At 69.5% G+C, this 24,229-nt stretch carries 17 protein-coding genes and 2 pseudogenes; 7 read left to right on the forward strand and 12 right to left on the reverse strand.

Annotated elements, in window-relative coordinates; genetic code table 11:
- Positions 1–265: 265 nt before the first annotated feature.
- The 6 genes from ACIHFB_RS13585 to glgA form a co-directional block, all read right to left on the reverse strand.
- A complete protein-coding gene (locus ACIHFB_RS13585) occupies positions 266–1,609 on the reverse strand; it encodes a wax ester/triacylglycerol synthase family O-acyltransferase (protein ID WP_365280157.1) in 1,344 nt (447 codons plus the stop codon).
- Between the two features lie 145 nt (positions 1,610–1,754).
- On the reverse strand, positions 1,755–4,082 hold the full coding sequence (locus ACIHFB_RS13590) for a GH92 family glycosyl hydrolase (protein WP_400126862.1): 2,328 nt from the start codon (positions 4,080–4,082) through the stop codon (positions 1,755–1,757).
- Between the two features lie 19 nt (positions 4,083–4,101).
- Complete coding sequence (locus ACIHFB_RS13595) at positions 4,102–6,705, reverse strand: PA14 domain-containing protein (protein ID WP_400126863.1); 2,604 nt, start codon at positions 6,703–6,705, stop codon at positions 4,102–4,104.
- 145 nt (positions 6,706–6,850) lie between these two features.
- Positions 6,851–7,216: a hypothetical protein gene (locus ACIHFB_RS13600; protein WP_400126864.1), complete on the reverse strand. Its 366-nt coding sequence runs from the start codon at positions 7,214–7,216 to the stop codon at positions 6,851–6,853.
- Between the two features lie 144 nt (positions 7,217–7,360).
- Positions 7,361–8,581, reverse strand: a complete 1,221-nt coding sequence (gene glgC, locus ACIHFB_RS13605) for a glucose-1-phosphate adenylyltransferase (protein ID WP_365280166.1) — start codon at positions 8,579–8,581, stop codon at positions 7,361–7,363.
- Positions 8,582–8,661: 80 nt separating this feature from the next.
- Positions 8,662–9,813, reverse strand: a complete 1,152-nt coding sequence (gene glgA / locus ACIHFB_RS13610; protein WP_400126865.1) for a glycogen synthase — start codon at positions 9,811–9,813, stop codon at positions 8,662–8,664.
- A gap of 524 nt (positions 9,814–10,337) precedes the next feature.
- On the opposite strand from glgA, the gene ACIHFB_RS13615 reads away from it, so the two are divergent.
- Positions 10,338–11,450 (forward strand): DMT family transporter, encoded by a 1,113-nt coding sequence (locus ACIHFB_RS13615; protein WP_400126866.1) that lies wholly within the window; start codon positions 10,338–10,340, stop codon positions 11,448–11,450.
- Here ACIHFB_RS13615 and ACIHFB_RS13620 read toward each other — a convergent pair.
- Positions 11,440–12,591: a transglycosylase family protein gene (locus ACIHFB_RS13620; protein ID WP_400126867.1), complete on the reverse strand. Its 1,152-nt coding sequence runs from the start codon at positions 12,589–12,591 to the stop codon at positions 11,440–11,442. The genes ACIHFB_RS13615 and ACIHFB_RS13620 overlap by 11 nt on opposite strands.
- Before the next feature lie 293 nt (positions 12,592–12,884).
- Here ACIHFB_RS13620 and gndA point away from each other — a divergent pair, with 293 nt between their 5' ends.
- Positions 12,885–14,324 (forward strand): NADP-dependent phosphogluconate dehydrogenase, encoded by a 1,440-nt coding sequence (gene gndA, locus ACIHFB_RS13625; RefSeq protein ID WP_400126868.1) that lies wholly within the window; start codon positions 12,885–12,887, stop codon positions 14,322–14,324.
- Between the two features lie 573 nt (positions 14,325–14,897).
- Here gndA and ACIHFB_RS13630 read toward each other — a convergent pair.
- The 4 genes from ACIHFB_RS13630 to ACIHFB_RS13645 all read right to left on the reverse strand — a co-directional run bounded on the left by ACIHFB_RS13630 (position 14,898) and on the right by ACIHFB_RS13645 (position 17,543).
- Complete coding sequence (locus tag ACIHFB_RS13630; RefSeq protein WP_400126869.1) at positions 14,898–15,539, reverse strand: aspartate/glutamate racemase family protein; 642 nt, start codon at positions 15,537–15,539, stop codon at positions 14,898–14,900.
- Positions 15,540–15,549: 10 nt separating this feature from the next.
- On the reverse strand, positions 15,550–15,894 hold the full coding sequence (locus ACIHFB_RS13635) for a GNAT family N-acetyltransferase (protein WP_365280183.1): 345 nt from the start codon (positions 15,892–15,894) through the stop codon (positions 15,550–15,552).
- A gap of 38 nt (positions 15,895–15,932) precedes the next feature.
- Positions 15,933–16,352 (reverse strand): aspartate 1-decarboxylase, encoded by a 420-nt coding sequence (panD, locus tag ACIHFB_RS13640; RefSeq protein WP_400126870.1) that lies wholly within the window; start codon positions 16,350–16,352, stop codon positions 15,933–15,935.
- Between the two features lie 621 nt (positions 16,353–16,973).
- Complete coding sequence (locus ACIHFB_RS13645; protein ID WP_400126871.1) at positions 16,974–17,543, reverse strand: SMI1/KNR4 family protein; 570 nt, start codon at positions 17,541–17,543, stop codon at positions 16,974–16,976.
- Between the two features lie 23 nt (positions 17,544–17,566).
- On the opposite strand from ACIHFB_RS13645, the pseudogene ACIHFB_RS13650 reads away from it, so the two are divergent.
- A pseudogene (locus tag ACIHFB_RS13650) lies at positions 17,567–18,457 on the forward strand (transposase).
- A gap of 42 nt (positions 18,458–18,499) precedes the next feature.
- Here the strand turns inward: ACIHFB_RS13650 and ACIHFB_RS13655 are convergent.
- Entirely contained in the window at positions 18,500–18,790 is a 291-nt protein-coding gene (locus ACIHFB_RS13655) for a hypothetical protein (RefSeq protein WP_365280193.1), read from the reverse strand.
- A gap of 365 nt (positions 18,791–19,155) precedes the next feature.
- Between ACIHFB_RS13655 and ACIHFB_RS13660 the strand changes: the two are divergent.
- From ACIHFB_RS13660 to ACIHFB_RS13675, 4 genes and pseudogenes are all read left to right on the forward strand, one after another.
- Positions 19,156–19,972, forward strand: a pseudogene (locus tag ACIHFB_RS13660) (amino acid permease); the annotation flags it as partial.
- A gap of 150 nt (positions 19,973–20,122) precedes the next feature.
- The gene (locus ACIHFB_RS13665; protein WP_400126872.1) at positions 20,123–21,127 is read left to right on the forward strand and encodes a methyltransferase; all 1,005 of its coding nucleotides are present in this window, start codon (positions 20,123–20,125) and stop codon (positions 21,125–21,127) included.
- Positions 21,128–21,366: 239 nt separating this feature from the next.
- Positions 21,367–22,605 carry an RICIN domain-containing protein gene (locus ACIHFB_RS13670; protein ID WP_400126873.1) on the forward strand — a complete coding sequence of 413 codons (1,239 nt, stop codon included), beginning with the start codon at positions 21,367–21,369 and terminating at the stop codon, positions 22,603–22,605.
- 311 nt (positions 22,606–22,916) lie between these two features.
- Positions 22,917–24,200: an LCP family protein gene (locus ACIHFB_RS13675; protein WP_400127151.1), complete on the forward strand. Its 1,284-nt coding sequence runs from the start codon at positions 22,917–22,919 to the stop codon at positions 24,198–24,200.
- Positions 24,201–24,229: the final 29 nt, after the last annotated feature.

Raw genomic sequence — 24,229 nt, forward strand, 5'->3', positions numbered from 1 at the left:
GATCAGCGACTGCCGACGCCGATGGCGCCCGCATACGCCAGGGGCCACAAGCCGCGGCCACACTCACCGGCAGGCGACTGGACCTGCGGGTGCGCATGCCTCCGGCCGGAGATCGAACCCGCGGTGTTCGACAACCGCAGACGGCTCCCGAACCCGCGGCGGTCAGCGACCACAGGCACCGATCACGCCGGCGCCCCGCCAGGGACCACACCGCACCGCGCCCCACGGCCCATGTGGGACCACGCCCCGACCACCCCCACCCCCGTCAGGGACCGCACGCGGCGATCAGTGTCTCCACCTCCTCGGACATCGCGGCGGCGAGTCGGTCCAGGTCGGGGACGGCCTGGGCGTCGGCGACGAGGCCGTAGTGGACGCGGCCGCGGTAGGTCGAGATCGCGATGGCCAGGGACTGGCCGCGGGCCAGCGGGGCGAAGGGGTAGACCTCGGTGAGGGCGTGGCCGCCGAGCTTCAGGCCGAGGCCGGGCAGGGGCACGCTGGTGACCAGGATGTCGAACCAGAGGCGCGCGCCCTGGCTGACCAGGGGGCCGCCGAGCCGGTGGGCGAGCGCCGGGACGTGGTCGGCGAGGAGGGCGACGGCACCGGCGCCCCGCCCGGGTCCGGCGTCCTTCTTGCGGTCCATGGCCGCGCGGACCGTGCCGAGCCGGCCGAGCGGGTCCGGGTCACCGACGGGGAGCCTTATCAGGTAGCCGGAGAGCCGGTTGCCCTGAGGGTGGGCGGTACGCGGGCGGCGCTTGGAGACGGGGATCAGGGCGCGGGGCGCGACCCCCTCGCTGCCGTCGCCGCGCTCGTCGAGCCAGCGGCGCAGGGCGCCGGCGACGACCGCGATCAGCACGTCGTTGACGGTCCCGCCGACGGCCTTGCGGACGATGTGCACATCGTCGATGTCGATGACGGCACCTGCCGTGCCCCGGGTGCCGCTCGGCTCGGTGGTGAGGGCGGGCGAGGAGCTCACACCCAGGTTGGACAGGGCGACGGAGGCGCCGATGTCGAGGGCGCGGCCCACGTCGGACAGGGCGCCGCGCAGCAGCCCGGGCAGCTTACGCACGTCCGGGAGCAGCCCGCGGGCCGGCGGTTCCGGGCGGGGGCGGCGCTCGGGCAGGTCGATCGGGTCCAGCACCGCGGCGGCGAGCGTCAGCGCCCGTAGCCCGTCGGCCAGTGCGTGGTGGAACTTGAACAGCACGGCGAACGAGACGCCGTCCTCCCCCGGCAGCACATGCGCCTCCCACGGCGGCCGGGCACGGTCCAGCGGCCGTTCCATGAGCCGCCCCGCCACCTCGTGGAAGTCCGCGGTCGGGGCGTGCAGCCGGATGTGGTCCAGGGGGTCGAAGTCGGCGGCGGGCACGCGGGCGGCGCCGCCGAAGGCGGACGGGAACGCCGGCGGAAAGCCGATCGGCTGCCAGATGTCCCGGATCCGCATCCGCAGCCCGGGCACGGCGGCGGCCCGGGCGGCGAGCAGGTCGGCCGCGTGGGCACCCGCGGTCGGCGAGTTCGTGCTGAAGACGCCGAGCGCGCCCAGGTGCATCGGGTTCCGGTCGGACTCGATGTTCCAGAACGCAAGGTCGAGAGGTGCGAGCACGTCAGAAGTCAATGGCTTGCCTCGCGTCGAAGAAGGGTGAGGCAGCAGTCAACCTCCCTCGACCGATTACGGTCAAGTACGATCAAGCTACGCACAGTTAACAAGAGATTAAGTCCCGCCCCTGCCGAAAGGGGCGGGACTCATGAGGCGTCTGGGGTCACCTCAGCGCAGGTGGCGCCGCTTCCGGTGATGTTCCCCACTCAGACGGGCGCGGGCCGACCGTGAAAACGAGCGACCGCAGGGACCGCAGCGTGCCGGTGGTCAGATACGTGCGCTCGTAGGCCGACCCGTCCGTCCGGGCCGACTGGATGTAGCGATCGGTGTCCGAGGTACCGGACGCCGAGATCGTGAGCCCGCCCTTCGGGTAGTAGCGGCGGTCCAGGGTGAGGTCGACGCGGTCGAAGACGGGCGTGGACAGGCCCCAGGTGTCATAACCGGGCTGCACCGGGAAGATCCCGATCGACGACAGCACGTTCCAGGCGGACATGGTCCCGAGGTCGTCGTTTCCGGTCATGCCGGTCGGCGCGTCGGTGAACAGGGTCAGCGCGGCGTGCACCACATCGGTGGTCTTCCACGGCTGACCGGTGGACAGGTAGGTGTAGGGGGCGATGAGGTCGGGCTCGTTCTGCGGGTTGTACTTGTCGGCGTTGTAGTAGTCGTACGGCCCGTTCACCCACACCTCGCGCGCCGTCTTCGCCGGGTCCGCCAGGAGCTGCTCGTAGGCGAAGAAGGAGTCGAGCCGCTCGTTGGCCGCCTGCGTGCCGCCGATCAGGTCGACCATTCCCGGCAGGTCCTGCGGCACGAGCCACTGGTACTGCCAGGACGTGCCCTCGTGGAAGCCCTCGCTCTTTGCCGGGTCGGCGGGTCCGGTGAAGGCGCCGGAGGCGTCACGGGCCCGGAAGAAACCGGTCGAGGCGTCGAAGACGTGCCGGTAGCTCTGGGCCCTGGCGGCATAGCGTGCCGCGTCCGCCGGGTGGCCGAGATCCCGCGCCATCTGCGCGAGCATCGCGTCCGACAGCGCGTACTCCAGCGTGGCCGAGGCCCCGTGGTCGTAGTCCGAGTCACCGGGCTTCGCATGCGGGCGGCCCTTGATGTAGGGCGCGAAGCCCTCGGCGATGTACTCCTGGTTCGCCTCCCGGCCCACGGCCGGCGAGTCCGCGGGCGGCACGCCGTCGGCGTTCTTCTTCAGCGCCCGGTAGGCCCGCTCCGCATAGTCCTCGTATCCCTGGAGCAGTCCCTGCTGGTAGGCGTTGGTCAGGAAGGGCGTCACCGGGTCGCCGGTCATGATGTTCGTCTCGACCGTGCCGTAGCCCCACTTGGGCAGCCAGCCGCTCTCCTCGTCGATCTTGATCACCGAGATGGCCATGTCCCGGGCCTCGCGGGGTGCGAGCAGGGCCAGCAGCTGGGACTGGGTGCGGTAGGTGTCCCACAGGGACCAGTTCTGGTAGTACGTCCAGCCCCGCGCGCGGTGGATCTTCTGGTCCCAGCCGGTGTAGCGGCCGTCGGCGTCGCTGCCGATGTTCGGCGCGAGGAACGACCGGTACAGGGAGGAGTAGAAGGTGCGGCGCAGGGTGTCGCTGCCACCCTGGACGCGCACGTCGTCGAGGCGGTCCTCCCATGCCCGCTGAGCTTTGTGGCGGACGGAGTCGAAGGAACGCCCGCCCTCGGCACGGAGGTTGCCGGCCGCGCCACGGGCGTCGACGTACGACAGTGCCGTGGTCGCCTCGACGGTGCGGTCCCCGGTCGTGTCGAAGCGGACGTAGGCGCCGTCCCGCCCGCTCTTCGAGCCCGCGGTCACCGCGCTGCCGTCCCAGGTGCCGTAGGCGGTGAAGGGCCGGTCGAAGCGGGTGACGGTGTAGACGGTGTACGGCTTGGTGTCCTGGCAGAAGCCGCTGCCGGTGATGGCCGTGCGCACGGTACGGCTGTCGAGGATCTCCACCTCGGTGGAGATGTTCCGGTGCAGCGACTGTCCCGCGTTGAGCAGGACGTTGGCCTTGTCGGTGGCCGGGAAGGTGTAGCGCTGGACGCCGGTGCGCTCGGTCGCGGAGAGTTCGGCGTCGATGCCGGATGCCAGCCCCACCTTGTAGTAACCGGGGCTCGCCTCCTCGTCCTCGTGGCTGAACCCGGCCGCGTACTGCGCGTAGTCCGTCTGTGTGACGTCACCCGTCGTGGGCAGCACGGGCAGGTCTCCGCCGAGGCCGCAGCCGACACCGGAGAGGTGGACGAGGGAGAAGCCGCGGATACGGTCGTCGGAGTAGTCGTAGCCCGTGCCGTGGCCGGTGTCGGGCGAGAGTTGCACCATGCCGAAGGGCACGGCGGCGCCGGGATAGGTGTTGCCTTCGTTCTCGGTGCCGATGAACGGGTTCACCAGATCGGTGAGGTGCCCGTCGTGCTGCTCGGCGGCCCGGGCGGCCGGGACGGTGCACAGCGCGGACGCTGCCACCGCCCCGGCCACCCACAGACGCAGGTGCCGGGTCCATCTCATCGTGCAGGGCCTCCAGGGGTTACGGGCAGTCGGCGGGTACCGGCCGGGACATGTCGCGGATCAGGGCCTCGTGCGCGGCCTTCACACGCGCCACGTCCGGCTTGAGGACCTTGCGGTCGTACGTCAGCAGGCCGTTGAGCTCGCCCTCGACGTCCGCGATCTGGGTGTAGACGGCGCCGTTGCCGCCCCGGCAGGCCAGGGCACGCACCTCGTCGAGCTTGGTGAGGTAGTCGTCGGTGTAGGTCGCCGGGTCGACGTCGACGTAGGACTGCTGCACGGACCAGGCGTGCCCGGGGACCGCGAGACCGAGGCCGCCGTACTCGCCGCTGACCAGGGCGCGTTCGCCGTCCGGTCGGGGTGGCAGGGCGGGGCTGGGATAGCCGTGCTCGTCCATGATGTCGCCGGTGCCGCCGTCGGCCCCGAGGTTCAGTCCGGACTGGCCGTTGACCAGCCGGGTCGGGTCCCAGGACTTGGCCTGCGCGGCGACGCGGCCGATGTCGTACTGGCCCCAGCCCTCGTTGAAGGTCACCCACATGACGATCGACGGGCTGCTGATGTGCTCGTCGATCATCTCCTTCATCTCGCGCTCGTACTCGGCGCGCGAGGCGGCGTTCGGTGTCACCCCGGCGGTCATCGCGGGCATGTCCTGCCACACCATCAGGCCCAGCCTGTCGGCCCAGTAGAACCAGCGGTCCGGCTCGACCTTGATGTGCTTGCGCACCGAGTTGAAGCCGAGCTGCTTGTGCACCTTCAGGTCGTAGGCCAGTGCCTCGTCCGTCGGAGCCGTGTGCAGACCGTCGGGCCAGAAGCCCTGGTCGAGCGTGGCCATCAGGAAGATCGGCTCGCCGTTGAGGACCGTGCGCGGGACGCCGTCGACCTTCTCCACGGCGATGGACCGCATCCCGAAGTAGCTGCCGACGCGGTCGGCGCCGACGCTCACCTTCAGGTCGTAGAGGAACGGATCGTCCGGCGACCACAGGTGCGGGTCGTCGATGGTCAGGGTCAGCGGCTGCCCGGTCCGGCCGCTCGCCGTGGCGACCTTCTGTTTGCCGTCGTACGCCGTCGCCGTGATCGGTACGCCGGCACGGACGCCCTGCGCCTCGACGCTCACGCTGCTGTTCGGGACGTCGGGGGTGAGCTTGAGGGAGCCCACGTGGTCGCGTGCGACCGGCTCCATCCACACCGTCTGCCAGATGCCCGAACTCGGCGTGTACCAGATGCCGCTGGGGTCCAGTCGCTGCTTGCCGATCGGCGGGTTCTCGCCGTCGGCCGCGTCGGTCGGGTCGTACACGCCGACGATCAGCTCCTGGGTGCGTCCCGGCTTCAGCGCGTCGGTGATGTCGGCGCTGAACTTGTCGTAGCCGCCCTTGTGTTCGGTGACCTTCCTGCCGTTGACGTACACCTCGGTCTGCCAGTCGACGGCGCCGAAGTTGAGTTGCAGCCGCTTGCCTGAGCCGATGCGCCAGTCGGCCGGGACCGTGAAGGTACGGCGGTACCACATGCGGTCCTCGTGCCGTTGGACGCCGGAGAGCTGGGACTCGACGGGGTACGGGACGAGGATGCGCTCGGCCAGGTTCTTGCCGACGGGCGGCTGCTCGCCGGCCTCGGCGGCCGCGAACTGCCAACGTCCGTTGAGGTTCTGCCAGGCGTCGCGGGTCAGCTGCGGGCGCGGGTACTCGGGCAGTGCGTTGTCGGGGCCGACCTCTTCGGCCCACGGGGTGCGCAGTTCGTACGTCGAGTGGTTGGGGCCGCTGCTCCAGAAGGCGCCGATCTCCTCGCCGCCGGCGGTGAGTCCGCCCTGACCGTCGTAGCGCACGTCGGACGTGCCGGGCGCGGTGCCGGTCTTGTTGCCGACGACCGGTTCCTTCAGGCCGACCAGCAGGGACTTCGGGTCGGACGGGTCCAACCGGGCGCTGGTCAGGGGCCACTTGGCGCCGCCGATCACCGCCTCGATGTGGTCGGTGACGGAGGCCGGGGGCGCGGACAGCTCGTGCGCGAAGTCGAGTCTGAGCGTACGTCCGTCCCCGAGGACGGTGGTGGCGATGGCGCCGTCGTAGTCGTAGCCGTCGGGGAGCCGGAAGGCCGACTGCGGGACGGCGGCCTTGCTGCCGCCGGGGGGCGTCCAGCGGAGGTGGAGGTTGGAGCCGCCGAAGTGCTCGAAGTACTCGACCTTGAAGTCGTAGGCCCGGCCCGCCGTCAGTTCGACGGGCTGGGCGGTCTGTTCACGGTCCCAGTCGTCGACCCAGTGGTCGATGACCGGCTGTCCGTCGATCCAGAGACGGAAGCCGTTGTCGCCGATGATCGAGAACGTGGTGGGGCCGGTCTTCTCCGGCACGATCTTTCCGGTCCAGCGGACGCTGACATCGTTGTCCTGACCGGTGGCGAACCGCAGGCGCGGCTCCAGGTTGTCGAAGTCGAGGTTCTGGTCGAAGCCGGTGGCCTTGAGCTCGTGGAAGTCGAAGGCGCCCGGGGCGGAGTGGGTGTAGTACTCGCCCTTCAGGCCATGGATCTCGACCGGGTCGTCGGATGCGGCGGTCGCGTTGGGCGTGGTGGTGAGGCACGCGAGTCCGAGGGCTGCTGCGAGCAGCAGCACCAGGCGGCTTCTGAGTCGTCGGTGGCGCACGGGATCCTCCTCGTCGAGGACGGGTGGCGGCTCTTGCGCGGAAACGTTGTCATCAACGGCAGTTGGCATCCCAACACGGCGTTCCGCTTCATGTCCAGGGACATGACAAGGGCCCGCCTCTTCCCCGGGGAGGCGGGCCCTTGGATCAGCGCACCGTCACGGCATGAACGGCCGCGCTGCCCGGTGCGTCCGGCGCGGCCCAGGCGGCGGCGAACCCGCTCCCGGCGGCGACCAGGCCCGTCTGCTCGCCCAGGAAGTATCCGCGGGGACTGGACTCGTCAGGGATGCGGGGCGCCCGGCGCATGTCGAAGGAGGCCGGGGTCAGCCGGGCCTCCCGCCAAGTCGCCCCCTTCGAGGCGCAATCGGCGGCCTGCGGCCTGCACCGGACCAGCCAACGGTCGGTCAACAGGGGAGCACCCGCGTCATTGCGGCGGAAGTCGGAGTACGAGACGGCCACCGTGCCGCCGCGGCCGACGGCCAGTGTGACGGTGAAGGCCTGCTGATTCGGCACGGGAACGTCGCTGCGACGAGAACGGCTGTGGAACTTCGCACGACGGGCTCCTTCCGGACGGTGAGCCATCATCGTCCGCAGTCCCTGCCGTGCAGTCGTCGTACCCGTGGCGACGCCGCCCGTACCTCTGAGGGAGTAGCCGGCCTACGTCACCAACTGCCCCTTCCCCAGCGCGATCACCCCGCCCTTGGACACCGTGTACAGCTCCGCGTCCCGATCCGGGTTGACGCCGATCGTCGCGCCCGGCGGCACCTCGACGTTCTTGTCCAGCACGGCGCCGCGCACGACCGCGCCCCGGCCGATGTGGACGTTGTCGTGCAGCACCGAGCCCTGGACGACCGCTCCCGGGTCGACGACGACGCCCGGGGAGAGGATCGACCGGGTGACCTGCCCGCGGATCAGGCAGCCGGCGCTGATGATGGACTCGCCTGCGATACCGCCCGCGTTGAAGCGGGCCGGCGAGAGCTGGCCGGAGTGGGTGTAGATGGGCCACTGGCGGTTGTAGAGGTTGAAGGCGGGGCGCTCGGCGATCAGGTCCATGTGGGCTTCGTAGTACGCGTCGAGCGAGCCGACGTCACGCCAGTAGCCCTGGTCGCGGGTGGTCTCGCCGGGGACGTGGTTGTCGCTGAAGTCGTACAGCTGGGCCTCGCCGCGGTCGGTGAGCTGCGGCAGGATCGAACCGCCCATGTCGTGCACGGAGTTGCGGTCCTCGGCGTCGCGCTGGAGTGCCTCGATCAGGGACTTGGTGGTGAAGATGTAGTTCCCCATCGAGGCGAAGACGCACTCGGGGTCGTCGGCCAGTCCCGGCGGGTCGGCGGGCTTCTCCAGGAAGCGTTCCACGGTGCGGCCGTCGGAGCCGGGGCTGATCACGCCGAAGGAGGAGGACTCGGTGCGCGGGACGCGTATCCCGGCGACCGTCACGCCCGCGCCGTTCTCGATGTGCTGGGCGAGCATCTGGCGCGGGTCCATGCGGTACACGTGGTCGGCGCCGAACACGGCCACGTACTCGGGACGTTCGTCGTAGATCAGGTTCAGCGACTGGAGGATCGCGTCCGCGCTGCCCAGATACCAGCGCGGGCCGAGCCGCTGCTGGGCCGGGACCGGTGTGACGTAGTTGCCCAGCAGGCTGGACATCCGCCAGGTGGTGGTGATGTGGCGGTCCAGCGAGTGCGACTTGTACTGCGTCAGGACGCAGATGCGCAGGATGTCGCCGTTGACGAGATTGGAGAGAACGAAGTCGACGAGGCGATATGTGCCGCCGAAGGTGACCGCGGGTTTGGCGCGATCCGCGGTCAGGGGCATCAGGCGTTTGCCTTCTCCGCCCGCGAGTACTATTCCGAGCACCGAAGGTCCGCCACGCCGCATGGCCGCTCCCCTCACCCTGGTTGACCATGATGTGCCCTTGATCAGGGGCCGCTAAGCCTGTTCGAGGGCCTGCCCCCGTCCTACGCCTGCTTGAGGATCTCCCGGTAAAGCCGGGCCGTCCTCCGGGCGACCGCATCCCAGCCGAACTCCCCCACCGCGCGCTCCCGTCCGGCCTCGCCCATGCGCTCGGCCTTCTCCGGGTCGGCGAGCACCGAGTCCAGGGCGAGGGCCAGGTTCGCCTCGAAGTTCCTCTCGGTGTCCACCAGCAGGCCGGTCGCTCCGTGCTCCACGACTTCCGGGATACCGCCGACCCGGGAGGCCACGACGGGCGTTCCGCAGGCCATCGCCTCCAGATTGACGATGCCGAGGGGTTCGTACACCGAAGGGCAGACGAACACGGCCGCGTGGGTGAGGAGTTGGATCACGTCGGCGCGCGGCAGCATCTGGGGGATCCAGTGCACGCCCTCGCGGACGCTGCTGAGCTCCTGGAACAGGTCGCGGAACTCCCGGTCGATCTCCGGGGTGTCGGGGGCGCCCGCGCACAGCACGACCTGCGCCGAGGGGTCGATGTCCCGAACCGCGCGCAGCAGCTGGGGCACGCCCTTCTGGCGGGTGATGCGGCCGACGAACAGGACGTACGGCCGGCCGGGGTCGACGCCGATGCGGGTGAGGGCCTCGGTGCCGTGGTCGGGCCGGTAGAGGGTGGTGTCGATGCCGTTGTGCACGACGTGGACCTTCGCCGGGTCCAGCGTGGGATAGCAGCCGAGGATGTCCTCGCGCATGGCGCCCGATACGGCGATCACCGCGTCGGCGGCCTCGATCGCGGTGCGCTCGGCCCAGCTCGACAGGGCGTAGCCGCCGCCGAGTTGCTCGGCCTTCCAGGGGCGCAGCGGCTCCAGGGAGTGGGCGGTCATCACGTGCGGGATGCCGTACAGGAGTTTGCCGAGGTGGCCGCCGAGGTTGGCGTACCAGGTGTGGGAGTGGACGAGTTCGCGGCCCTCGAGGGCGGCGGTCATGGCGAGGTCCACGGAGAAGGTGCGCAGCGCGTCGTTGGCGGTGTCCAGTGCGGGCCAGGGGCGATGCCGCAGGACGCCCTCCGCCCGGCCCTCGCCCCAGCAGTGCACGTCCAGGTCGACGAGGCCGCGCAACTCGCGTGCGAGGAACTCGACATGGACGCCCGCGCCGCCATAGACGTCCGGGGGGTATTCCCGGGTCAGCAGTCCCACTCGCACCCGCAACCCCCTGTCTCGGCACCCGGCTCCCTCATGGTCACTCAAGAGCGGCGCTCGGGGAAGAGCACGGGGGTCGTGGGAAGCAACAGTCGCCGCGATCCGCAACTCGGGAGCCCGCAGCGCCTTCGCGATCTTCCGGGCGGGAAAATTCAGGAAATTTCTTGAAACATCCGATGGCCCGTGGACGTACGTCTGCGCGCGGGGCGGAAGTGGCCGGTGAACGTCTCCGGGTGTGCGTAGTACGAAGAAGCCGGCCAGCGCGGCGAAGCGCGGGGGGATCCGGGACGAGGTCCACGAAGGCCAGTAGTACCAAGGCCCCTAGGGGTCCCGACCAGGAGGGCCACCAGGGGGTGTCACCCCTCTGAGGGAGGACAAGGCTCCAGTCGTACTCCATCGGTAGTAGGAACCATTGAGTGCTCAGGTACGACGACGGGAAGAGTTTTTCGGGGCATCGTGTTGATTATGGAAGCCGACCGATCGTCGCGACGGGCCCGGGGCCCCCGCCTCACGCAGAGGAGCCGCTCATGAGTGCCCTCGCGTTCTCCGTTCTGCTGTCGCTCGTCTCCGCCGTCGCGTACGCGGGCGGGGCGATCGTACAAGAGCGCGTCGCGGACTCCTCCCCCGACCAGCAGTACGCGCCGCTGCGCCGGCCGAGCTGGTGGGCGGCAGTGGCGTTGAACGGCCTCGGCGGTCTGCTGCACGTGGTGGCTCTGGCGTTCGGGCCGCTGAGCGTGGTCCAGCCCTTGGGCGCGCTGACCATCGTCTTCGCACTGCCGATGGCCGCGCTGTTCGTGGGCCGCAAGGCCGGGACGACCGCCTGGCGGGGCGCGATCATGGCGACCGTCGGACTCGCGGGTCTCCTCTCTCTGGTCGGCACGGCCGACACCCAGTCCCTGGACTCGACCCAGCGGGTGGGCGTGGCCCTGGTCACCGCTGGTGCGGTCGTGGCACTGATGATCGCGGGCCGGGCCGCACACCGGCACCCGGCGGTGCGCAGCGTGCTGCTCGCCACCGCGTCCGGCATAGCGTTCGGTATGTCCTCGGTCTTCACCAAGACGGTCGCCGTCGACTGGACCGGCGGTGTCACGGCGGCGGATCTGCCGTCCCTGGCCACCATCGGTGTCTTCGCCACGGCCGGACTGATGCTCTCCCAGGCCTCCTACCGCGGCGCCGGACTCGCCGCCCCGCTGGCCACGCTCACGGTCGTGAACCCCGTGCTGGCGGCCGCGGTCGGCATCACGATGTTCGGCGAGACCTTCCGCTACGGCGCCACGGGCACCGTGCTCGCGCTGAGCTGCGGCGTCGTGGCGGCCGGCGGGCTGATCCTGCTGACGACCGAGCGGATCGGGCGTACGCACCCGGTGGTCGAGCCCGCGGCGGAGCCGGCACCCGTGGAGGAACTGCTCGCACAGCACTCGGGCGAGTCGTCCGAGGCCGTCAAGAAGCTCCTCAAGCAGCCCGCGGCTGAACTCCCGTCGGAGGCCCTGGTCCCGTCCCAGGCACCGGCGCCGGACCTCGAGAAGGAGGAGGACCCGGCGCACATCGTGACTCCCCCGCAGCTGTACGGACCGTTCTACGGCGGCCCGTACGTCCCGATGCCGGTCCTGGACCGGCACCGCATGCGCATCAAATCCTGACGCCACCGGCCCGGAGGTACGCCACCGGGTCGATGTCCGACCCGAAGCCGGGCCCGGTCCGCACCTCGAAGTGCAGATGCGGGCCCGTGCTGTTGCCCGTGGACCCGGAGCGGCCGATGCGCTGCCCGACACCCACGGACTGCCCGCTCTTCACGGAGATCGCCGAGAGGTGCGCGTACTGGGTGTAGCGGCCGTCGTCGTGCCGGATCACCACCTGGTAGCCGAAGGACCCTTCCCAGCCCGCGTTGACGACCCGCCCCTGGGCGACGGCCTTCACGGAGGTCCCCGTGGCGACGGCGAAGTCGACGCCCGTGTGGTAGCCCTTCGACCAGGACGAGCCCGCCTTGTGGTACGGCGTGCCGGTCCCGGCGTTCACCGGCGCGACAAAGCCGCTCTTGCGGGTCTCCGTCTTGGGGGCACTGTCCGAAACGGGCTGCTTCTTGGGTGCCGGCTCGACTGTCGTCGTGCTCGGCGTCGCACTCGTCGTCGTGACCGACTTGCCGCGCAGACTCAGCCGCTGGCCGGGCAGGATCAGGTCGGGGTCCGCGCCGATGGTCTTGCGGTTGGCGGCGTAGAGCCCCTGCCAACCTCCCCGTACGTCCTTCTTCTCGGCGATCCCGGAGAGGCTGTCGCCCCTGACGACGGTGTACATCTCGGCGGTGCCCGCCCGGGACTGGGGCGTGGTCTGCGGCTGGACGTCGGCCACGGAACTCTTGGCGGTACGCGGGGCCGTGCCGCCCGGTTGGATGTCGGGGGTGTCGCCGCCCCGGGTCAGCCCGGCCTGCGCCGAGCACACCGGCCAGGCGCCCGGGCCCTGTCCGTCCAGCACCTTCTCGGCCACGGCGATCTGCTGGTCCTTGGTGGCCAGATCCGCGCGCGGCGCGTACCGGGTGCCGCCGAAGCTCTCCCAGGTCGACTGGGCGAACTGGAGTCCGCCGTAGTAGCCGTTGCCGGTGTTGATGCTCCAGTTGTTCGTCGACTCGCAGGCGGCGACCTTGTTCCAGGTGTCCACGTCCGCGGCGTGCGCGGCACCGGTACCGATGAGCGGCAGCGCCATTCCGGCACCGCCCGCGGTGACGGTGAGTGAGGCGCGGTTGATCCTGTTCGGCTGATACCGGCGGTGCCGGCCGCGTACGGCCATGAAAGAGCCCCCTCGACATACGTCGGAGGGCCAAAAGTAAGCGCCGCGAACAGGCCATGACAAGACCGCAATCAGCCGCATGGTCACGCCAAGTGGCGAGGAATCGGCGGGCGTTGACGGGACACCCGGGACGGCTGAGTGCGGCGAGGCCTTCCATGCGTATGTGCCTGCGCGACATCGGGCCACCCGGATGTGCGGTCGGCGTACCGGCACGTCAGGATGGACGATGGGGCAATACTGGCGGGCATGCAGGACCGGCACCGCTGATACCGAGGTCACTAGGAGCCAACGCAATGAGCAATTCAGCCCAGATCGGCGTCACGGGTCTCGCGGTCATGGGCCGCAACCTCGCCCGCAACTTCGCGCGCAACGGCTACACGGTCGCGGTGCACAACCGGACGGCGGCACGTATGCACGCCCTGGTCGAGGAGTTCGGGAGCGAGGGCGACTTCGTCGCGGCCGAGACCGCGAAGGAGTTCGTGGCGGCGCTGGAGCGGCCCCGGCGCCTGGTCATCATGGTGAAGGCCGGTGACCCGACGGACGCGGTGATCCAGGAGTTCGCCCCGCTGCTCGAGCCCGGCGACATGATCATCGACGGCGGCAACGCACACTTCGCGGACACCCGGCGCCGGGAGCGCGATCTGCGCGAGCAGGGCATCCACTTTGTCGGCATGGGCGTCTCCGGCGGCGAGGAGGGCGCGCTGCACGGGCCGAGCATCATGCCGGGCGGCCCGAAGGAGTCGTACGACTCGCTGGGCCCGATGCTGGAGAAGATCTCCGCGAAGGCCGCGGACGGCGCGCCCTGCGTGACCCACGTCGGTCCCGACGGCGCCGGGCACTTCGTGAAGATGGTGCACAACGGCATCGAGTACGCCGACATGCAGCTGATCGGCGAGGCGTACCAGCTGCTGCGTGATGTCGCCGGGTACGAGCCCGCGCAGATCGCGGAGATCTTCCGTACCTGGAACACCGGGCGGCTGGACTCGTACCTGATCGAGATCACGGCCGAGGTGCTGTCGCACGTGGACGCGGCGACCGGCAAGCCGTTCGTGGACGTGGTGGTGGACCAGGCCGAGCAGAAGGGCACGGGGCGGTGGACGGTCCAGATCGCCCTGGACCTCGGTGTCCCGGTCTCGGGCATCGCGGAGGCCGTCTTCGCCCGCTCCCTGTCCGGGCATGCGGCGCTGCGTGAGGCCTCGCGCGGGCTGGCGGGCCCGAAGGCCACGCCGCTGAGCGAGTCCGAGGCCGGCGCCTTCGCCGACCGGGTCGAGCAGGCGCTGTACGCCTCCAAGATCGTCTCCTACACCCAGGGCTTCCATGAGATCGCCGCGGGCAGCGAGGAGTACGACTGGGACATCGACCTGGGTGCGGTGTCGGCGATCTGGCGCGGCGGCTGCATCATCCGTGCCGCCTTCCTGGACCGCATCCGCGCCGCGTACGACACGCGGGCGGACCTGCCGAGTCTGCTCTCGGACGACACGTTCGCCCGGGAGATCGCCGACGCGCAGGACGACTGGCGCGAGGTGATCATCGCGGCGACCCGGCAGGGCGTGCCGACTCCCGGGTTCTCGGCGGCGCTGGCGTACTACGACGGGCTGCGGGCCGAGCGGTTGCCTGCGGCGCTTACGCAGGGGCAGCGGGACTTCTTCGGGGCGCACACGTATCGGAGGGTGGACCGGGACGGGTCGTTCCACACGCTGTGGGGCGGGGACCAGTCCGAGGTTTCCGCCTAGCGGCTCGGGAGGATCGGTCGTGGTGCGGGTGAGTGGGGGCTTTTCGCGCAGTTCCCCGCGCCCCCTGCGGTGATGTGGTGGGCGGCGTTCTTGTGGCGCCGCCCACTGGCATTTCGTGTGCGGGTCAGTGGGGGCTTGGCGCGCAGTTCCCCGCGCCCCTGACCGTGATGCGGTGGGCGGCGGCTTTAGGGCGCCGCCCACCTTCCTTTTCGTCTGCGGGTGCGTGGGGGCTTGGCGCGCAGTTCCCCGCGCCCCTGGCCGCGTTGGGGTGGGCGGTGGTTCTGGGGTGCCGCCCACCTTGCTTTTAGTCTCGGGTCACGTGAGTGGGGGGCCCGGTTCTGGGGTGGGTACGGGGTCCGGGCCCGGTGGGATGGGGGACGGGTCCGGGTGGGGGGTCGGGGGTGGGGGCGGGAGTGGGGGGTCGGGGTGTACGGGGTCGGGGCCGGGTGTTGGGCCCGGTGTGGGTCCTGGTGGGACGGGGTCGGGGTGCGGGTTGGTCATGAGGTCCTCCGGCCAGTGATGAAACGTCGGCTCTGGACTACTCCCCCGCGTACCCGGGGCCGGTTCGGCCACTCACCCGGGTGGGCCCGCCGCCGTTGCCCCCGCCGCAAGGCCCTGCCGGGGGCTGGACAGCACCGGGATCGGTGTCGTCGTCAGTTGCCGGGCCGGGGCCATCGAAGGCTGCGCGAGGACGATCGCGTCGGCGTCGGTGACCTCGTCGGCCGTGGCGGCGACGAGCCGCGCGTAGCCTTCCAGGTCGCCCGATTCGAAGCGCGCCCAGGCGCCCGCCACGAGAGCGGTCCTTACGTCGACGGGGCGTCCGGCGCGGCGGGCCTCCTCCTCGATCAGCGACGCGGTGGGTCCGAACGTGCTGTCCACCGTCCCGAGGACGACGATCCGGGACCCCGCGGCCACGGCGGCGGCCGCCATCGGACGGTCACCGCGCAGCACCGGCACCCCGATGCCGTCGGCGGCCTCCTCCGCGACTCCGCCGAGGGTCGAGCACGTGACCAGCACGGCCCGTGCACCGTCGGCGACGGCCCGCTCCACGGCGGTGCGAACGTCGTCCGCCACCGCCTCGGGGCCTTCGGCGCGGGCACGGGCGAGCAGCGACTCGTCGACGAAGTGCCTTAGTTCCAGGCTTTGGTGGTCCTCGTCGCGCAGAGCGTCGTAGACGGGGATGTGGACAGGTGAGGTGTGCAGAAGTGCCAGCAAGGGTTTTGCCTCAGAATCGGTCGGGGTGTGCGTCCAGCCAGTCCATCGCCGCCCGCAGCAACTCCGGGTCGGCCACCGGAGCCTCGGCGGGGTGGCGCTCGGCCCACTTCACGACGTACGGGCACAGCGGGGCGACGGCGACGCCCTCGCGCTCGGCGATGGCGTACAGCTCGCGGGCCAGCGAGCCGGCGATGCCCTTCCCCTCGTGAGCGGGTTCCACGATGGTGTGCACCGGGACCAGGGCGCGCCCCGGGACTTCGAGGACGAAGTACTCGATGCGGCCGACGACTTCGCCGTCCGCGAGGGCCTCAAGGCGCCCCGCCGCGCGGTCGTCGCGGATGTCGATCTCACTCATGAGCACGCTCCTGGTCCGAAGTGGTCACACCGACGAGCTCAGGCCGATACGGCCTGCGGGCTGCGCTCCTGGTCGGAGCCCGGCACCGGTGCGGACGGGTCGGCGCCCAGGCCCACGATCGCGTTGTCGCGGCCCACATGCACCACCCGCGGCCGCAGCGCCCGCGCCTCGACGTCGGGGATCTGAGCGTAACTGATGATGATCACCAGGTCTCCGGGGTGTACGAGGTGCGCGGCGGCTCCGTTGATTCCGACGACGCCGGAGCCGCGCTCCCCCTCGATGACATACGTCTCCAGCCGGGCGCCGTTGGTGACGTCGACGATGTGGACCAGCTCGCCGGGCAACAGGTCCGCGGCGTCGAGCAGATCGGCGTCGATGGTCACCGATCCCACGTAGTGCAGGTCGGCCTGGGTGACGGTGGCTCGGTGGATCTTGGACTTGAACATTGTACGCAACATCGAAGCACTCCGGAAGGTAGGCTCCCTGCCTGCGTTTTTGCAGGTCAAGGGCTATTTCCGTAGCGTACAACGTGTCGCATGTTCGAGCATGGGTCCCCAGGTTTCTCAGGACTCATGCTGACCATTTGCCGACCTTCCTGATGCACCGTCAGGTCAGTGCGGGAGATGCTCACCCACTCCCTCGAGGTCCCCACGACGTCGAAGACAGGCGAGTCACGCACGTCGGATCCGTCGGCGCCGCGAAACGCAACCTCAATAATATCCAGGGCCGGCCGCACGTCATCGACGGCCGCCTTGCCGGCACCAGCCTGGCGCTGGACACATAATCTGGCCCGACTGTCGACCGCGCCTGAACCTGCGTGGCCGAAAAGCATCTCAGCCAGGGATCTTTGTCAGGCCGAGGTTGGAAGTATTGGGGGCTCTTCACCCTCCCCCCCCAGGGGCTTCGGAGTGCTCAGCGATCCAGACCGGCATCTCTGGCGAAATCATGCAGGCACGACGGACACGAACTCTCCCGACGGTCACAGAGCGCACAAGGCTCCATGATCATCAAACCCCTGCCCGCCGCGCCGCCAACTCCACGCATCCATGATTTACCGACTGACGCTCTAAAAGACATGGTCAGGAAATGACTTCCGCTGCGCTTGTTAGCATGGCGGCGAAGTTATCGTGCCGCTCAGGACCGGTGCCGTCGCCCGGCCACCACTCGTACGCGGTCCACTCGCCGTCCTGCCCGGCGCTGTCGGCATACAGCACCCAATGGCCACCGCTGCCGCCGTCGTCATTTGAGATCAACAGGCACCGCTCGAATTTCTCGAGATCCTCGGCGAAGTATCCCGAGTCTGGCGACGACCAGTAGTCGAGGAGATCGGTCAGGTCAGGAAACCACCCGATTTCATCGACCTTGAGCAGATCGAGAAGGCCGATGCTGTTCCAGCCGTTGCTGGTCAGCAGGAAGTTCCGGTACGTCGGCGGCAGCCGGACCCCAAGTCGCCTTTCAGCAGCCAGCACCGCCTCCTCGCTCGCCGGCCCGTAGCCAAGCCATCCAGCCTCCAGTTGGGCCTCACTCAGCAGGAACTGCGCCCTCCCATCCGACTCGGCCTCACGGAGAAGGCCCGAGTTCAGGAACGTGGAGCTGTAGTCACTGAGGAACCTGCGCCACTCGGCGACGGTCAGCGGGGAGGGTTCCACGCCTGAACTCCGTCGATGGAGCGATGGGTCGTAGGCATCCTGACACCCATCCACATCACTCGAAAAGGTCCGTCGTGTCTGCGTCCATCATTGCTCCGATCCGCGAGGAGTTCCTCCGTCTGCTGCCCGCCCGGCAAGATTCGCACCCGCTGGGCTGCCACAATCCCCGGATCAAGGACGCGGTGGTCTTCGACCGGCTCGTTGTGACACTGGTGTCGGGGATGGGCTACGAGCGGGTCGCGGACAAGGCGTGTTCGGCCACGACGATCCGGCGCCGGCGAGAGGAGTGGATCGCTGCCGGTGTTGCCGGCCACCTGGTCCTCGCGGCCCTGCCGGCTCACGACCAGATGGTGGGTCTTGAGCTGGAGGACCTGGCCGCGGACGGCTGTATCACCCAGGCACCAACGGGCGGCGAGTGCGCAGGCCGGTCCCCGGTGGACCGGGGCAAGCAGAGCCTCAAACGGTCCCAGCTCACCGACAGCTACGGCATACCCGTGGTCACGGTGCCCACCGGAGCGAACATCCGTGACCACACGCTGCTGCCCGAAACCCTCGATGGTTTCGCCGAGCTGACCGACCAACTCGGAGTCCCGCGGCACCCGGCCCTGAGCCTGGACGCCGGCTAGGACTCTGGGCCGGTCTACCGCGATCCCACCGAGCGTGACATCACACACCGGATCTCGAAGCGGGACACGAAAACCCCGATCCACACCGACGGCCGCTGGGGCGCAGAACGCACAAACTCCTGGATGAACAACTTCGGCAAACTCCGCCGCAACACCGAACGCCGCCGCGCCTGTACCGAGTTCTTCCTTCAGCTGGCCACCGCGACCATTGTCGTCCGCAGCCTCATCCGCAGGACCTGGTACACCCCCCGCTGGGACACCCGACCCACCAGCCCTCGCATCCGATAACCACAACTCACCACCTACTGGCGGACGCTCTTAAAGATCAAGCTAGAGGGGCTTCTTGAGCACCTCGGCCCAAACGCTCCTTCCCGGGTCCGTGTTCCCGTCCTCGGTGAAGCAGAACCCATCTACCGCCGGTCCGTACTTCACGTCGTTCGCCAGAGCGTCTAGGCAATCCGACTTGGTCATCCCCCCACCGGCAATCACCCACTCGTACTTGACCATGGCCGTTGGGGAGCCCACGTCAGCGGCTGAAGCGGGGCTCGCGGTCAGCGGAATTGCGATGGCTGCTGCGCCGACGGCGAGGGCGGCGGTGACGCGAGAGCGCGAGGGCTTCATTGATCCTCCACATGCTATGGCTGGGTCGGTGGCTCCATGAGCAGCGGCCGGTGCCGGTGCGGAATGCGCCCCGCTGCCCTGCAGGGCACAACGGACCCGCGCCGCCAACGGTTCAGTTTGACCGGGCGTTGAGTCCCTTCTCCGTAGGTTGGCGATTGCCTGTTCGTGGTATTGATCGCCGCTCGGGGCTGGGGAAGGTCGTGTGCAAGCAGCGATGCGACGTGTGGAGCGAGAGGTATGACGGAGCGACTTCTCGGACGAGCGGTGGCCGTTGATCGAGCCGATGAACACGGCGTGGAAGCGGGAGCGTCTGGCACGGTCTGCCACCGGCGATGCCGGATCCCGTGACCTGCGGGAGGTCGCATGGCGGCTTCTTCCCCGAGGGCCCGGGGCATCCTCACCGGCACCTTGCTGGTGGTCTTCTCGTTCATGGGCAGCGAGATCGTCACCCTCGCGGCCGGCGAGTCGGAGGACCCGCGCCGCGCGGTCACCAAGGCGACCAACAGCGTGATCTGGCGCGTCGCCGTCTTCTACCTCGGCTCGATCTTCGTCGTCCTCACGCTGCTCCCCTGGGACAGCAAGGCGATCGCCGACAAGGGCTCGTACGTCGCGGCGCTCGACTCCATCGGCATCGGGCACGCCGGGCAGGTCATGAACGTCATTGTGCTCACGGCGGTGCTGTCCTGTCTCAACTCCGGCCTGTACACGGCCTCCCGAATGCCATTCTCGCTCGGCGAGCGCGGCGACGCGCCTCGCTCCTTCGCCCGTACGAACGCGCGGGGCGTCCCGCAGACGGCGATCCTGGGCTCCGTCGTCTTCGGCTTCCTCGCGGTCTTCTTCAACTACCAGTGGCCCGAGACGGTGTTCTCCTTCCTGCTCAACTCCTCCGGCGCGGTGGCTCTGTTCGTCTGGCTGGTCATCTGTGGCACCCAGCTGAAGATGCGGGGCATCATCCTGCGCGAGACCCCCGAGAAGCTGACCGTGCGGATGTGGCTCTTTCCGTATCCGACCTGGGCGACGATCGGGATGATCTCGTTCGTTCTCGTCTACATGCTGGCCGAGCCCGACGCGCGCGAGCAGGTCACGATGTCGATGCCGGCCGCGGTTGTGGTCGTCGGCATCGCGCTGATCCGCGAGCGTGTCGGCCGGAAGCCGGAGGCCCAGGGCGGCCCTCCCGAATGAACCGCGGCCCGGTTTCCTCCGTTGTCGCCTGTCGTACGGACGACGACCCGCGGCACCGGAGGGACCGTCCGGGATGGGGCACCGAACCGTCCCGGGGCGTACAGCTGACGCCGCTGGTCGATATGCGACGACGTCTAGGAGAAGTACCCGGTGACCGACTACGAGACCGGCGACCAGGAAACGATGATGTCGATCATCACCGCCCAGTGGGTCAGCCAGATAGCACGGACCCTCGCCGAAATGCGGGTCCCCGACCTGCTGCACGAAGCTCCGCGTACACCTGACGAAATCGCCGAGGCCGCGGGTACCCACCCCGAGACGACGTTCCGGCTCATGCGAGGGGCCGTGGGGACAGGCCTGGTCGGCCACGACGACGCCTCCGGCCGGTTCACCAGCACACCCTTGCTCGACCGGCTCCGCACCGACGCGGCCGACTCGCTGCGCAACCTCGCGATCGTATGGCACTGGCGGCTGTGGGGCAGCCTGCCCGACGCGGTGCGCACCGGCAAGGACCGGGCTATGGAGGTCCTCGAGCAACCCCTGTGGGAGTACTTCAGCGCCACCCCCGAGGAAGGCGAGCTCTTCACCCAGGGCATCACCGAACTGTCGCTCCCGATCATCCGCGAGGCGGTCCCGGAGATCCCTGCCGATCCCGGGGAGACGATCGTCGATCTCGGCGGCGCCACCGGAGCATTCGTGCTCTCCATGCTCGACGAGCATCCCGGGACCACCGGCATCCTCTTCGAGCTTCCCCACGTGGTGGACTCCGCCCGCGCACACATTCAAGCCCGCTCGCTGAGCGAGCGGTGCACCGCCCAGGCAGGTGACTTCTTCGAAGCGGTTCCGACGGCCGACATCTACCTGCTGAAGTTCGTCCTCCACGACTGGGACGACGAGGCCTGCACCCAGCTCCTCGAGCGATGCCGGGAAGCAATGCGGCCCGGCGGACGAGTCGTTGTCGTCGACATGCTGATCGGACCGGTCTCCCGTCCCGGCCCCGCCGCACCGATGGACGTCAACATGCTCACCCTGCAACCCGGCCGCGAACGCGACCACGACGACCTCGACCGACTCTTCGCAGCAGCCGGACTCAAACGCTCGAACACCACACCACTCACCCCTCCGTACTACATCGTCGAAGCCGTCACCTCCTGACCCGGCCGCCGCTGCCTTGCGTCGGTATTGCTTTTCGCTTGCCAAATGCACATCAGAAACACCCGGTTGGCGATTTTCCACGGCGAACATCCGTAATTGCGCGATTCGAGGCGCACGCGGCTTTCCACCTATGTTCGCAGCGACCAGTCGGGCACGCCCGTCCTGTCCCTCCCGGCGGCTGGAGCACTGCCCTCCGCGACTGAGCGGCCGCCTGACCTCAGATCCGAAACGGAGACACGATGCCCAACAAGGAACCGACGGATCCGGGAGGACCGGCGGTACGCCGCGCCGTGCCGCTGCCCGGGTCCACGCCCGCGACCGCCCCCGACGCGCTGGCGCCCGGCGCGCCGGCGCCGGGCGAACCGGCCGGATCGGCCGGATCGGCCGGATCGGCCGGATCGGCCGGATCGGCCGAGAGGTCGGCCGCGGCACCGGACTCCTTCGAGCCCACCGCTTCGGTCCGCCCCGAGGGGCCGACAACGACCTTCGAGACCTCGTCCTCGGCCGTGCCCGACGAGGGCCGGGGCAGCAAGGGCGCCGCCGGGGCGACGGCTGTCGGGGCCGACAACGACCCGCCGGAGTCCGCCACCGCGACCGGCACGGACGAGGAGCCCCCCTCCGGCCGCCCCACCAAGGCGCTGCGCGCCGCCGCAGCCCTCGCCGGCGCCCTCCTGATCGCCGTACCCCTGATCGCCCTCAGCACCGGGGACGACGACAAGAAGGACTCCGGCGCCGAACAGGCCGTCGGGGCGACCATCCCCGACAACGAGGATCCGCAGAACCCCGGCTCGTACCAGGGCAAGTCCCCCTCGCCCGAGCGCACGAACGACAAGAAGGACGGCTCGGACGTCGGTCCCGACTCCGCCACCAAGAAGGCGGCCGAGGATGAGGGCGGCGAAGAGAAGGGGAGCCGGAACGACTCCCTCAAGGAAGACGGTTCGCGGGGCGACGAGTCCCCGGACTCCTCGGAATCCCCGACGGCCCAGTACTTGGGTCCCGGCCCATTGCTCCCGGACCAGTTGATTCTGGTGAACGCCATGACCGGGATGTGCGTCGACGTCCCGGGCAAGGGCAAGGGGAGGGTGAACGGCCCCGTCAACCAGGACCCGTGCGCGAAGGACCGGCGGACGGACAACCAGGGGTGGTACATGGACGTGAAGAAGACGACGTCCAAGCACGGCAGGCTCGTCGTGTTCCGCAACGCCAAAGACAACCTGTGCCTGGACCTGCCCGGATACAGCGGCGTGCCCGGCGGGACGGGAGTGGTCGAGGCCCCCTGCGACGGCACGTACAAGGACAACCAGCTCTGGTGGCTGGACCGCCGGGAGGACGGCAGGAACTCCTGGATCCGCAATTACCGCAGCGAGCAGATGTGCCTGGACGTCGACGGCAAGACGTACGGCAGTGGCGGCGAGGACGCCCGGCTCAAAGTCCTTCGCTGCAACTCGAAGGACGACCACGAGTGGCGGATGAGCTGACCGCCCGCGGCCCCTTGGGACCGACGAAACCCCCGCGGCAGGCAGTGCCCCGCAGGGGTTTCGTCGTCAACCGTCACGCCAGTGAACTCCTCCCCCACGCGAGTCGTGATACGGGCATGGCGCCCCGGACGGAACACCCCGTCCGGCATCCGCATCGAAGAAGGATCCGAGTGAGCAAGAGTGCGATACGCCTCGCGGAACGGAGCCCGGTCGTGGGTGCCGGGCCACCGGGCCGCGGCCACCGGAGGAAACGCCCGGTAAAGGAGCGGAGCCGCACGCGGCGCGGGCGGATACTCGCCTGGACGGGCGGCGTGCTCGCGGTGCTGGTCCTCGAGGGCGCCGGTGCGGGCTTCTGGGCGTACCGGCAGCTTGACGGCAACATCACGTCCGCCGACGTGGAGCACCGCCTGGACGGCGACCGTCCGGAGAAGGCGAGTTCGGGCTCGAAGAACATCCTGCTGGTGGGCTCGGACAGCCGGGCAGGGGCGAACGCGAAGTACGGCAAGGATCTCAGCACCATGCAGTCGGACACGTTGACGGTCGTGCACCTGGCCGCGAACCGGGAATGGGCCACGGTCATGTCGCTGCCCCGCGACTCCTATGTGCACATCCCCTCCTGCGAGCGGGGCGACGGCAAGAAGTCGGCGCCGCACTCGTTCAAGATCAACGAGTCGTTCGCCATCGGCGGCAGCAAGGGCGATATGGGCGCCGCGTCGGCCTGCACCATCAAGACCGTGGACAAGAACACCGGCCTGCGCGTGGACCACTTCATGTCGCTCGACTTCCAGGGCTTCAAGGGTATGGTCAACGCCCTTGGTGGCATCGAGGTCTGCCCCAAGACTCCCATCCACGACACCAAGGCCCATCTCGACATGGCGGCCGGCTGCCAGACCGTCAAGGACGAGCGGGCGCTGGCCTATGTCCGTACCCGCTACAGCTTGGGCGACGGCTCGGACCTGGGGCGCATCGGCCGCCAGCAGGAGTTCATGCGGGCCCTCGCCCGCAAGGCGCAGCAGAAGGTCACCAGCCCGGCCGAGCTGTACGACTTCCTCGACTCGATGACCAAGTCCCTCACCACGGACAAAGGGCTGGCCGGGCTCAAGCCGCTCTACGAGCTGGCCTCGGAGGTCAAGGGCATCCCCAAGGACCGGCTCACCTTCCTGACCGTGCCCAATTACCCCCGGGAGGCCGACATCCCCACCGACAAGGCCAATGTCGTGTGGCAGTACCCGCAGGCGGCCCGGCTGTTCGACCAGCTCGCCCACGACAAGGAGGTCGACAAGAAGCGGATGGAGGCCGAGAGCAAGAACCCGGTTCCCACCCGTTCCGTCCGCGTCCGCGTGCTCAACGGCACCGGGAAAGCTGGACGCGCCGCCGAGGCCGCCGCGGAGCTGCGGGCGCTCGGCTTCACCGTGACCTCGGCCGGCAACGCCCCCGAACCGGTGCGGAAGACCACCATGAGCTACCCCGCGAGCCTGCGGCGCTCCGGCGAGGCGCTCGCCTCCCGCCTGCCGGACTCCACGACGTGGGCGGACAATGACTCGTCGGGAGCGGTGACGCTCACCGTGGGGCCGGATTACGAGGGCCTGCGGTGACCATGCGTGTGCTGATCGTGGAGGACGAC

The organism is Streptomyces sp. NPDC051963, from assembly GCF_044593495.1.
Taxonomy (GTDB): Bacteria; Actinomycetota; Actinomycetes; order Streptomycetales; family Streptomycetaceae; genus Streptomyces.

Bases quoted from the DNA above. Each gene is read 5' to 3' on its own strand.
- ACIHFB_RS13590 (WP_400126862.1), bottom strand. From the start codon at position 4,082: ATGAGATGGACCCGGCACCTGCGTCTGTGGGTGGCCGGGGCGGTGGCA.
- glgC (WP_365280166.1), bottom strand. From the start codon at position 8,581: ATGCGGCGTGGCGGACCTTCGGTGCTCGGAATAGTACTCGCGGGCGGA.
- ACIHFB_RS13615 (WP_400126866.1), top strand. From the start codon at position 10,338: ATGAGTGCCCTCGCGTTCTCCGTTCTGCTGTCGCTCGTCTCCGCCGTC.
- ACIHFB_RS13620 (WP_400126867.1), bottom strand. From the start codon at position 12,591: ATGGCCGTACGCGGCCGGCACCGCCGGTATCAGCCGAACAGGATCAAC.
- gndA (WP_400126868.1), top strand. From the start codon at position 12,885: ATGAGCAATTCAGCCCAGATCGGCGTCACGGGTCTCGCGGTCATGGGC.
- ACIHFB_RS13635 (WP_365280183.1), bottom strand. From the start codon at position 15,894: ATGAGTGAGATCGACATCCGCGACGACCGCGCGGCGGGGCGCCTTGAG.
- panD (WP_400126870.1), bottom strand. From the start codon at position 16,352: ATGTTGCGTACAATGTTCAAGTCCAAGATCCACCGAGCCACCGTCACC.
- ACIHFB_RS13655 (WP_365280193.1), bottom strand. From the start codon at position 18,790: ATGAAGCCCTCGCGCTCTCGCGTCACCGCCGCCCTCGCCGTCGGCGCA.
- ACIHFB_RS13670 (WP_400126873.1), top strand. From the start codon at position 21,367: ATGCCCAACAAGGAACCGACGGATCCGGGAGGACCGGCGGTACGCCGC.